Below are 10726 nucleotides of genomic sequence, written 5' to 3'. Positions count from 1 at the left end.
GGAGAATTGACACAAATCACTGTCTGTTCTCTGCATGTTCCTGCACGAACCTGCGAGAACCTATTTCGGGGGGTTGCGCTAAGTGTTGATTTTGTTTGGATGTTTTATGGTGCTGCCGGAGAGATTTGAACTCTCGACCTCTCCCTTACCAAGGGAGTGCTCTACCCCTGAGCTACGGCAGCATCTGGCGCGTCGTGGTGACGGGCGGTGCGTTGGAACTGGGAGGGCTGGAAGCCGTCGGTTCGGGACGCAGGTGCTGGTGCCGATCGGCGGTGCCGACCGGATTGAGGGGGCTTTTGCCATAAGAGCTTCCGGGACGCAAGCTGAGATTTCGTTTTTTTTGTACCGCCGTTTCAGGGCGCTTCCTCTTGCCGCGGAGAATGGCTGTGCCGTCCTGAAAAACGACCGTTTCTCGCTCGTTGGCCACCTGTGGATATCGGGAGAGGCGGCTCTGGAGCACTTTCTCCTGCAGTCCGCCGTTCGGGCCGGGATGGCTCCGGCTTCCGGCTGAAGGTGGCGATCCCCGGGGAACTGTCTTTGCAAGGGCAGGGGAGCTTGTTAAAGAAGGCCGAACTTCATCTGGGGCCTGTTGACGTCATGAGCGAAAAAGATCCGAAAAGTCAGTCCGTTGACGCCGGGAACGGAAGCGGGAACGCGGCAGGCGGCAACGTGGCGAAAAAAGAAAAGAGCAAATCGAAGGAAGATCGTCTTGCCGAGGCGCTCCGGGCAAACCTGCGCCGGCGCAAGAGTGCCGCCAAGTCGCGCAAGGACGGGTGAGGCCCGTGCCGCCGGGCAAAAACCGCGGTCCGCTGCCACAAAATTGCCCGGACAAAGGCAGGCCCTTGCCTTGCGTGGGCCATAAGTTGCGTGTAGATCGCTTCGACTGATGTGATTTTCGATTTTTTTGAAGGGCGTCCGCGCATTCGCAAGCGGGCCGGGGTCGGGGAACAATATGGACAGTATCAAAGTCGTTGGCGGTGCGCAGCTGAACGGAATTATTCCGATTTCCGGAGCCAAGAACGCAGCCCTGCCGCTGATGATCGCCGCGCTCCTGACGGACGAAACCCTGACGCTGTCCAACGTGCCGCGCCTGCGCGACGTGGCCCAGCTGATGCAGATCCTTTCCAACCATGGCGTCGACTATTCGGTCAACGGCAAGCGCAGCGGCCAGGATGAGCTGGCCGGCCAGACGCTGAACCTGACCGCCCGCGAGATCGTCGACACCACCGCGCCATATGAGCTTGTCTCGAAGATGCGCGCCAGCTTCTGGGTCATCGGTCCGCTGGTCGCCCGCTGCCACGAGGCGCGCGTGTCGCTGCCCGGCGGCTGCGCCATCGGCACGCGCCCGGTGGACTTCTTCATCGACGGTCTGGCGGCGCTTGGCGCCGATATCGAGATCGAAGGCGGCTATGTCGTCGTCAAGGCTCCCGGTGGACTGACGGGCGCACGGGTGGAATTCCCGAAGGTTTCCGTCGGCGCGACGCACACCATCATGATGGCCGCGACCCTGGCAAAGGGCGAAACCGAACTCGTTAACGCCGCACGTGAACCGGAAGTGGTCGATCTTGCCAAGTGCCTCAAGGCCATGGGCGCGAAGATCGAGGGCGAGGGCACCTCGACCATCCGCATCCAGGGTGTCCCGCGCCTACATGGTGCCCATCATGCCGTCGTGCCCGACCGGATCGAGACCGGCACCTATGCCATGGCGGTTGCCATGACCGGCGGCGATGTTCTGCTCAAAGGGGCAAGGGCCGACCTTCTTGAGAGCGCGCTGGAAACCCTTCGCCAGACCGGGGCCGACATCACCGCGACGGACGAAGGCCTCAAGGTCTACCGGAACGGTAACGGCCTCCAGCCGGTGGATGTCACCACCGAGCCTTTCCCGGGCTTCCCGACCGATCTTCAGGCCCAGTTCATGGCGCTGATGACCAAAGCGGGCGGGTCCAGCCGGATCACCGAAACCATCTTCGAAAACCGTTTCATGCACGTTCAGGAACTGGCCCGCCTCGGCGCCCAGATCCACGTGGATGGCCGCACGGCAACCGTCGACGGCGTTTCCACCCTGCGCGGCGCCCCCGTCATGGCAACGGATCTTCGCGCCTCCGTCTCCCTGGTGATTGCCGGTCTTGCTGCGGAAGGCGAGACCACCGTCAGCCGCGTCTATCATCTCGACCGCGGTTTCGAGCGCCTGGAAGACAAGCTCACCCGCTGCGGCGCGCAGATTGAGCGCATCACGGCCTGAGGACGGGCGACGGCGCTGCGGCCGGGCCCGGACAGCAAGGCTGGAAAGAGCGGCCGGCCTGTTCCCGGTCGGCGAAACTTGGTGAACCTGAACCGGGCGGCCCCCCATGAACGCACAGACGATCCGTTTCCTGGTCCAGCTGGCCTTCGCCTTTGCCGCCCTTCTCGCCGTCGTCCTGGTGCCGTCTCCCTATGGCCTGACCCTCGGCTTTTTTCTTCTAGTCTTCGGTCTCTGGCTCGGGCGCAGGATTTTCAGGCGGCTCGCGACGCTGGACGAGGTCAAGGCGGACCTGCGCCAGCGGGTGGACGAGGGGCCCTAGCACCAGGCCCTGACGAGGGCCATGACGTAGCCGATTGCCTGCAATGACCGTATTCGACATTGCCAAAAGGCCGTTTCCCCATTAGGTCAACAGCCTTGGGAGTGAGGCCGACCGAATATTCATACGGTTTGCCTTGGAAACTAAGACGGGATCAGAATTCAGGCCACCATGGATCAGCTGAAACTTGCCGCCCTCGACCAGGAAGATCTTCAGGTTCTCTCCGCCCACCTGCAGGACACCGTCCTGACGGTTGCCGACATCCGCTATCTGCCGAAGGAGAAGAAGGCGGTTTTCGTCATGAACCGCTTCGTCTGGGACAAGGAAGCCGACAAGAGATCGAAGGAACACGAGCGCCGCCGCTCGGCTCTCGTGATCGCGCAGGTGAACGCCATGAAGGTGCAGGGGATCCGCCAGGAAGCCAAGGGCGCCGTGCTGGAGCTGCTCGCGGTGACCTTCAAACCGGGCGAGGACCCGTCCGGACAGATCGAGCTTGCCTTTGCCGGTGGTGCCAGCCTTTCCCTCGACGTGGAATGCATCGAGGCGCAGCTATCCGATCTCGGCGCCGCCTGGTCGACCCCCAACCTGCCGCAGCACGACCTGTCCTGAACCTTTGAAAAATGCGGTGCCCGGCACCGAACGTGATGGAGAAACGCGTGGTTCTACGCCTGTCAAACAAGGATGCCGGTTTCGAGGCGAAATTCCGCGAGCTTCTGGCCGGCAAGCGGGAAGTCTCGGAAGACGTCGACGCCATCGTCCGGGACATTCTGGAAAAGGTCCGGGCGGAAGGCGACAAGGCCGTCCTGGATTACACCAGGAAATTCGACCGGCTGGACGCCGCTTCCATGACCGAGCTGACCGTGTCGGAAGCCGAGATCGAGGCCGCTGTCAAGCAGGTGCCGGAAGAAACACTGGCAGCGCTGCAGCTCGCCCATGACCGGATCCATTCCCATCACGCCCGTCAGATGCCGAAGGACGACCGCTACACCGACCCGATCGGGGTCGAACTGGGCTCGCTCTGGACGGCGGTCGAAGCCGTCGGGGTTTATGTGCCGGGTGGCCTTGCCAGCTATCCGAGTTCTGTTCTGATGAACGTGGTTCCGGCCAAGGTCGCCGGTGTCGAGCGCATCGTCATGGTGGTGCCAAGCCCGGACGGGGTGCTGAACCCGCTGGTTCTGGCGGCCGCGAAGGTTGCCGGCGTCAGCGAGATCTACCGCATCGGCGGGGCTCAGGCCGTGGCGGCGCTGGCCTTTGGCACGCAAACCATCGCGCCGGTCGCCAAGATCGTCGGTCCGGGCAACGCCTTTGTGGCCGCCGCCAAGCGCCGTGTCTTCGGTACCGTCGGCATCGACATGATCGCAGGTCCGTCGGAAGTCCTGATCCTGGCCGACAGGGACAACAACCCGGATTGGCTCGCCGCCGATCTTCTGGCCCAGGCCGAGCACGATACCGCCGCGCAATCCATCCTGATTACCGACAGCGAGGACCTTGCGGGCGAAGTGGAAAAAGCCGTCGAAGCACAGTTGAAGGTGCTGCCGCGCGAGGACGTTGCACGGGCGAGCTGGCAGGATTTCGGCGCCATCATTGTGGTGGACGACCTGGAAGGCGCGATGCCGCTTGCCAACCGCATCGCGCCGGAGCACCTGGAACTGGCCGTCGGCGACCCGGAAGCGCTCCTGACAAAGGTCCGTAACGCGGGCGCTGTGTTCCTCGGCCATTATACGCCGGAAGCGATCGGTGATTATGTTGGCGGTTCCAACCACGTTCTGCCGACGGCGCGTTCCGCCCGGTTTTCCTCCGGCCTTTCGGTGCTGGAATTCGTCAAGCGGACGTCGATCCTCAAGTGCAACGCTGACAATTTGCGGGCCCTCGGGCCGGCGGCAATCGCACTTGGCGAAGCTGAGGGCTTGTCGGCGCACGCGCGCTCTGTTTCCATCAGGCTGAACATGTAGGCAAGTTTAAAAGAGGCGTCGAAGGCATGAGCGAACCGCGACCGGACACCGAACCGCAGAAAACCGGCGGAAAGCTGGTCGATGTGGTTCTGGACGAAGCCTCGATCGCCCGCTCGACCCCTGAAGTGGAACATGACCGCGCGGTCGCCATCTATGACCTGATCGAGGAAAACCGCTTCCAGCCGGTCGGCCAGCCCGCCGCCAACTACGTCCTGAACATTTCGGTGGTGGAAAAGAAGCTCGTGCTGCGCATCCGGACCGAAGCGGAGGAGGACGTGGTCACTCACGTCCTGTCGCTGTCGCCGCTGCGCAAGATCGTCAAGGACTACGACCTGATCTGCCAAAGCTACTACGAGGCGATCCGTCACGCGACGCCGAGCCAGATCGAGGCCATCGACATGGGCCGCCGCGGGGTTCACAACGAGGGCTCCGCCGTTCTCATGGAACGCCTGGAGGGCAAGGTCGAGGTGGACATGCAGACCGCGCGGCGGCTGTTCACCCTCGTTTATGCCCTGCACTGGAAGGGCTGAGCGGAATGACCGGGCCGGGCCTGCGTCCGACTGCGGTGCTTTATGTGTGCGGAATGAATTCCGTACGCTCGCCCATGGCCGAGGCCCTGACGGCCAAGCTCTTCCCGAACCAGATCTACGTGCGCTCCGCCGGGGTGCGCCAGGGCAAGGTCGACCCCTTCGTCGATGCCGTCATGGCGGAGGTCGGTGTCGACATGGGCCGGCATCAGCCCAAGACCATCGAGGATCTCGACGAATCCGGCTTCGATCTCGTGGTGACACTGGCGCCGGAAGCCCACCACAAGGCGCTGGATTTGTCCCGCACCGACGCGGTCGATGTGGAATACTGGCCCACCCTCGACCCGACACTGGCAACAGGCAGCCGGGAGCAGATCCTGAACGAATACCGGGCGGTCCGGGACCAGCTGATGATGCGCATCAAGAAGCGCCTCGACTGGACACCGCCACCGAGCGGGTGAGGAGAGGCGGATCGCCATGGAAAGCCTCTTGGTAGGGACTTGCGGGCGGCTGCGTTGAGGATCACGAGTGCGCACTTCTGCACCGGGAACGGAGACAAAGGTCATGTATTTAAGAGTTTGAAGCGCAATGAACTGCGCTTGCGGTTGCCTGGAGTTGAGCAAGTGCAGCTTTCTTTGCATTGCAGCGGAAAGAAAGGTTCACTTTTTGCACCCGATCCGTTAGTTTCCCCCGCACCTGCGGGGTAGGCCCGCTTTATTCAGGATATCAAATGGCTAAAGAAGAAGCTCTGGAGTTTCCGGGCGTCGTAACAGAACTGTTGCCGAATGCGACGTTCCGCGTAAAACTTGAAAACGATCATGAAATCATCGCCCACACGGCCGGGCGCATGCGCAAGAACCGGATCCGCGTTCTGGCGGGCGACAAGGTTCTTGTCGAAATGACCCCTTACGACCTCACCAAGGGCCGCATCACCTACCGCTTCAAGTAAGCGGGTTTTCAAGGTGATGCCGGTTGCAAGGCTCGCGCTTTCATGACGAACGCCCCAAAGTTGATCCTGGCTTCCGCCTCGCCGCGCCGCCTTGCGCTGCTGCAGCAGATCGGTCTGGAACCGGATCATCTCCTGCCCGCCGATATCGACGAAACGCCGAAGAAGCACGAAACGCCGCGCAGCCTTGCGCTGCGGCTGGCGCGGGCCAAGGCCGAAGCCGTCCGCCAGACCGCCGATGCCTCGGAAGACTTCCGGGAAAGCGTCGTGCTGGCCGCCGACACGGTGGTTGCCGTCGGCCGCCGGGCACTGCCGAAGGCGGAACTGACCGACCAGGCGCTGTTGTGCCTGTCGTTGCTCTCAGGCCGCGGACATCGGGTCTTCACGGGCGTGGCAGTGGCCGAGGCGAACGGCAAGGTCCGGTCCAAGCTTGTCGAAACCCGAGTTCGTTTCAAGCGACTGTCCCGCAAGGACATGGACGACTACATTGCTTCCGGCGAATGGCGTGGCAAAGCGGGTGGATATGCCATCCAGGGTCTTGCCGGCAGTTTTGTGGTCAAACTGGTCGGCTCCTATCCGGCGGTCGTCGGCCTGCCGCTGGTGGAAACCGCCAATCTCTTGAGCGCCGCCGGTTATCCGGTTCACAAGGGCTGGGCCACCGCGGCCGCCTGACGCCGGCATCGGGCGTGTCCGACGCGACATCGCCCGGACAGGCCTTGGCAAATCCTGCAGAAAGGAAAGGGAGGCTGGGATGACCGAAAAGAAAGTTCAAAAACCCGGGCGCCGCATGCGCCCCTGTCCGATCTGTTCCAAGCTGTCGACCCCGGACGATTATCCCTTCTGCTCGGACCGCTGCGCCAAGATCGATCTGAACCGCTGGTTCTCGGAAGGCTATACCATTCCGGTCGTCGAGACGGACGACATCGACGAAAGCAATTTGCCGGAAGACTGACACTTGCCGACTGGCGGCTTTGCCGCTTGTCAGAAACCGGACGTCCACCTTTCCCAGTAAATCAGAAGGCCCTGCCTGTGGCCGTGCCGGAATTGCGGCGTGGCCCGCAATGCCCGTGCTTTGCCCGCGCGAAGCCGGCCGGCTTTGCACGGTTTCGTTGCGGGCCAGGTGGGCCGTGCTCCGTGAGTGCAAAAATATTTAGCGGGCAAAATTTTTTTCAAAAAGCGGGCTGCCGCCTCTTGCGACTGTCACAAATCTGCACCAAGATCCACCTATACCGGCAGGCCCGGCTCCATCAGAACCGGTGGTATCCTGACAAATCGGGACGCGGACGGCGTGATGGGCGGGGTTGAAAATCAAGACCGGGTAGCCGGGCAAGGCGGCATTGAGCCCTGAGCCGGCAACAACAACCTATCCAAGGGCGAGGGTCCGATGACAAAACATCTTCTGAGCGCCGCCGTGCTGTCCGTGACAACGGCACTGTCCACGGCGGCCTATGCCGATTATTCCCTGACGATTTTGCATACCAACGACTTTCACAGCCGGATCGAGCCGATCAACAAGTACGATTCGACCTGCAAGGCGGAAGACAACGCGGAAGGCAAATGCTTCGGCGGCACCGCGCGCCTGGACACGATCATCAAGGAACGCCGTGCGGCCAGCAACAATTCCATCCTCGTTGACGGCGGCGACCAGTTCCAGGGCACGCTGTTCTACACCTATTACAAGGGCAAGGCCGCTGCCGAGTTCATGAACAAGCTCGGTTATGAAGCCATGACCGTCGGCAACCATGAATTCGACGATGGTCCGGAAGTCCTGCGCGGCTTCATGGACGCAGTCGACTTCCCGGTCCTGATGTCCAACGCGGACATTTCCAAGGAGCCGAATCTTGCCGACAAGCTGATGCCGTCGACCGTGATTGAGCGGGGCGGAGAGAAGATCGGCCTGATCGGCCTGACACCGCAGGACACGGGCGAGCTTTCCAGTTCCGGCCCGAATGTCGTCTTCACCGATCCGGTCGAGGCCGTGACGCGGGAAGCCGAAAAGCTCAAAGCTCAGGGGGTCAACAAGATCATCGTTTTGAGTCATTCCGGCTATGAGGTGGACAAGAAGGTTGCGGCCAATGCGCCGGGCATCGACGTGATCGTCGGCGGCCACTCCAACACCTATCTCTCCAACACCTCCGACAAGGCAACCGGTCCCTATCCGACCATGATCGACGGGCCGGACGGCTCCCCGACCGCGGTCGTCCAGGCCTATGCCTACGGCAAGTTCCTGGGCGAACTGAATGTCTCCTTCGACGACAACGGTGTCATCAAAGAAGCTGCAGGCGAGCCGATCATCACCGACGGCAAGATTGCCGAGAACCCGGAACTCGTCTCCCGCATCAAGGAACTGGCAGAACCGCTGGACGAAATCCGCCAGCAGGTCGTCGCCCAGGCCTCCGCGCCGATCAGCGGCGAACGTGATATCTGCCGCTCCCAGATCTGCGAGATGGGGGTGCTGGTTACAGACGCCATGCTTGAACGCGTGAAGGGCCAGGGTGTCCAGATCGCCATCCAGAACGGTGGCGGCCTGCGTGCTTCCATCGATGCCGGCGAGATCACCAAGGGTGAAGTCCTGACCGTGCTGCCGTTTCAGAACACGCTTTCCACCTTCGAGCTGAAGGGCGCGGATGTGGTTGCAGCCCTGGAAAACGGTGTCAGCCAGGTGGAAGAAGGCGCGGGACGGTTCCCGCAGGTCGCCGGGCTGAAATACACCTTCGACAAGTCCAAGCCGGCCGGTGAGCGCATCTCCGGCGTCATGGTTCTCGAGGGCGATGCCTATGTGCCGATCGATCCGGACAAGACCTACGGTGTTGTCTCCAACAACTTCATGCGCGGCGGCGGCGACGGCTACAAGATCTTCGCCTCAAACGGCATGAACGCCTATGATTTCGGTCCGGACGTTGCCGATGTGGTGGCCGACTATCTTGCGGGCAAGAACGGCTATACGGCCTATACCGACGACCGCATCACCGCGAAGTAACCGGTATTCTTCGCAACCGCGATGGAACAGGAAAGGGCGCCCGCATTGCGGCGCCCTTTTGCTGCTGACAAGGCCTTTTTCTCAGTGCCGTCCCGGCCAAGCGGAGCGCAAGTCACGATCTGACGGCCGTCAACTCCTGGCTCCATTTGCCGGGTTTTCTGCTCTTGGCCCAAAGATCCCGGATCTTCGCTACCTTTCGTCCGCGAACGCCAGGCCGGGGTTTGTCACTACTCTGAGAGCGCCATATCGCGGCGCCCTTTTTGCAGCTGGTCTTCGCAATCAAGCTGCGAACCATTCGGGCTGGACTTCATAACATGGTTGCCGCACGATTCTGGATTGAAAATCTTTTTTGTTTCAATGGCTTGCGTGAGGGGAAAGTTTTCCCCAGCTGTGACCTCGCAAAGGTGCAAAAAACTTCGCCGGGGTGCTGGACAAGGTCAGATCCAGCCTCTATAAGGACCGGGCTTTCAGCGAACGGGGCTTCCCGGACCACATGCAAAGCGCGCCCAGATAGCTCAGTTGGTAGAGCAGCGGATTGAAAATCCGCGTGTCGCTGGTTCGATTCCGGCTCTGGGCACCACTCTTCTCCTCGCTTCCAAGACCGTAATACACGCTTTGGGCCATCACGATTTCAGCGGCTTTTGCTCTGTGTGTGCGTGAATATTGGCATGCCCGCGCTAAACGAAGTTATTTTCTCAGCAAGGGGCAACCGTCAACGAATCCCATGCGAGGCCCTCCAAGAATCGGGACCGGAATGTCACTTGCATTCCAAATGCAGGGTATTATTGCGGCGATTTGAGATAATCGAGCACCGGTGAATGAAGGAACCCCTGGAAAACAGGCGGGGGGGGAGGTGCTGCCGGCCGAGCGTATTGAACGGCTATTTCGGTTGCCCCCGTCGCCTTGGCGCTGTGAACTCCGGCTGTCAGCGTCACTTCTTTGTCGGGAAGAACAGCATTGCCATCGATAATTAACGTTCCCGGTCCGCGATTGACATAAGTGCCGGCCGAAAAGATTTCGATCTCTGACGTACCTTCGGAGATTTTCCGGCCGGGGATCCAGATTGGTCCCCAGAAGGGCACGAAATTCGCCTGCAGGACCCGGAGGTCCTCTGGCAGCAGCCCGGAGCGGTTTTTGCCGGAACTTTCGGGCGTGATTTGACCGAGCTGGAGCTTGTAGTCATCGGCCAGCAGGAAAGCCGGAGCTCCCTTTTCCAGTTCGCCCCGCATGACCGGTTCGTTGGCGGCGCGATAGTTATCCATGCCCCAGCTGCTCATGAAGAGGCCCCGGTGCCTCAACGATGAAACCGTCGAACGTCCGGAAATGTAGCGGCTGTCCGCAGGAAAGGTCTGATGGATGACGGACAGGATTTGCCGCTGATGCGTATTGGGTTGAAGAAGCGCATTCGCAGTGCCGAAAGCCCAGAAGAGGCAAAGGGAACCAAAGAGCAGCCAGGTCCGGGAATGGGCTTTGGTGTAGGAATCGTACCCAATGGCAATGGCTATTGCGACGGGTGGCAGGACAAGGGCAGGCGAACGGAAGATGTCGAAGAAGCACGCGCGGTAATGCGATTTTAGGGCTAAAGCCCTGATTTGCTCCCGCCTCAGACCAATTGATTGTCCGTACCCGTGACAGCCCTCAGGACTTCCCGTCCGACGAGCTGTGCGACCGGGGTCAGGACCTGGCCTTTTCTCGTCAGGAAGGAATAGGGTTCCACCGACAGGTCCAGTGCGCTTTTCAAAATCACAAGTGTGCCGCCGGAG

12 protein-coding genes and 2 tRNA genes are annotated in these 10726 nt (G+C 61.2%); 12 read left to right on the top strand and 2 right to left on the bottom strand.

Annotated features, from left to right (window positions below; all coding sequences use genetic code 11):
• Nucleotides 1-107 precede the first annotated feature (107 nt).
• A tRNA-Thr gene (locus ACQY7U_RS13555) sits at nt 108-182 on the bottom strand.
• A 770-nt stretch (nt 183-952) separates the two neighbouring features.
• Between ACQY7U_RS13555 and murA the strand changes: the two genes are divergently transcribed.
• The 11 genes from murA to ACQY7U_RS13500 all read left to right on the top strand — a co-directional run bounded on the left by murA (nt 953) and on the right by ACQY7U_RS13500 (nt 9543).
• Nucleotides 953-2242 (top strand): UDP-N-acetylglucosamine 1-carboxyvinyltransferase, encoded by a 1290-nt coding sequence (gene murA, locus ACQY7U_RS13550; protein WP_428645258.1) that lies wholly within the window; start codon nt 953-955, stop codon nt 2240-2242.
• A 106-nt stretch (nt 2243-2348) separates the two neighbouring features.
• Nucleotides 2349-2561, top strand: a complete 213-nt coding sequence (locus ACQY7U_RS13545) for a hypothetical protein (protein ID WP_428645256.1) — start codon at nt 2349-2351, stop codon at nt 2559-2561.
• A 168-nt stretch (nt 2562-2729) separates the two neighbouring features.
• A complete protein-coding gene (locus ACQY7U_RS13540) occupies nt 2730-3167 on the top strand; it encodes a DUF2948 family protein (RefSeq protein ID WP_428645254.1) in 438 nt (145 codons plus the stop codon).
• Nucleotides 3168-3202: 35 nt separating this feature from the next.
• Nucleotides 3203-4510, top strand: a complete 1308-nt coding sequence (hisD, locus tag ACQY7U_RS13535; protein ID WP_428645260.1) for a histidinol dehydrogenase — start codon at nt 3203-3205, stop codon at nt 4508-4510.
• 26 nt (nt 4511-4536) lie between these two features.
• Nucleotides 4537-5040, top strand: coding sequence for a UPF0262 family protein (locus ACQY7U_RS13530; protein WP_428645252.1), 504 nt, complete (start codon nt 4537-4539; stop codon nt 5038-5040).
• A 5-nt stretch (nt 5041-5045) separates the two neighbouring features.
• On the top strand, nt 5046-5498 hold the full coding sequence (locus ACQY7U_RS13525) for a low molecular weight phosphatase family protein (protein WP_428645250.1): 453 nt from the start codon (nt 5046-5048) through the stop codon (nt 5496-5498).
• A gap of 269 nt (nt 5499-5767) precedes the next feature.
• On the top strand, nt 5768-5986 hold the full coding sequence (infA, locus tag ACQY7U_RS13520; protein ID WP_006939340.1) for a translation initiation factor IF-1: 219 nt from the start codon (nt 5768-5770) through the stop codon (nt 5984-5986).
• Nucleotides 5987-6028: 42 nt separating this feature from the next.
• Nucleotides 6029-6655 carry a Maf-like protein gene (locus ACQY7U_RS13515; RefSeq protein WP_428645249.1) on the top strand — a complete coding sequence of 209 codons (627 nt, stop codon included), beginning with the start codon at nt 6029-6031 and terminating at the stop codon, nt 6653-6655.
• A 79-nt stretch (nt 6656-6734) separates the two neighbouring features.
• Nucleotides 6735-6935: a DNA gyrase inhibitor YacG gene (gene yacG, locus ACQY7U_RS13510; RefSeq protein ID WP_428645247.1), complete on the top strand. Its 201-nt coding sequence runs from the start codon at nt 6735-6737 to the stop codon at nt 6933-6935.
• Between the two features lie 432 nt (nt 6936-7367).
• Complete coding sequence (locus ACQY7U_RS13505; RefSeq protein ID WP_428645245.1) at nt 7368-8963, top strand: bifunctional metallophosphatase/5'-nucleotidase; 1596 nt, start codon at nt 7368-7370, stop codon at nt 8961-8963.
• Nucleotides 8964-9467: 504 nt separating this feature from the next.
• Nucleotides 9468-9543, top strand: a tRNA-Phe gene (locus ACQY7U_RS13500).
• A 202-nt stretch (nt 9544-9745) separates the two neighbouring features.
• Here ACQY7U_RS13500 and ACQY7U_RS13495 read toward each other — a convergent pair.
• Complete coding sequence (locus ACQY7U_RS13495) at nt 9746-10240, bottom strand: hypothetical protein (RefSeq protein ID WP_428645244.1); 495 nt, start codon at nt 10238-10240, stop codon at nt 9746-9748.
• A gap of 75 nt (nt 10241-10315) precedes the next feature.
• On the opposite strand from ACQY7U_RS13495, the gene ACQY7U_RS13490 reads away from it, so the two are divergent.
• Nucleotides 10316-10540 (top strand): hypothetical protein, encoded by a 225-nt coding sequence (locus ACQY7U_RS13490; protein WP_428645242.1) that lies wholly within the window; start codon nt 10316-10318, stop codon nt 10538-10540.
• Nucleotides 10541-10726 lie beyond the last annotated feature (186 nt).

This window comes from Roseibium sp., assembly GCF_050301095.1.
Lineage (GTDB): Bacteria > Pseudomonadota > Alphaproteobacteria > Rhizobiales > Stappiaceae > Roseibium.
This window is presented reverse-complemented; position numbering and strand designations above follow the sequence as displayed.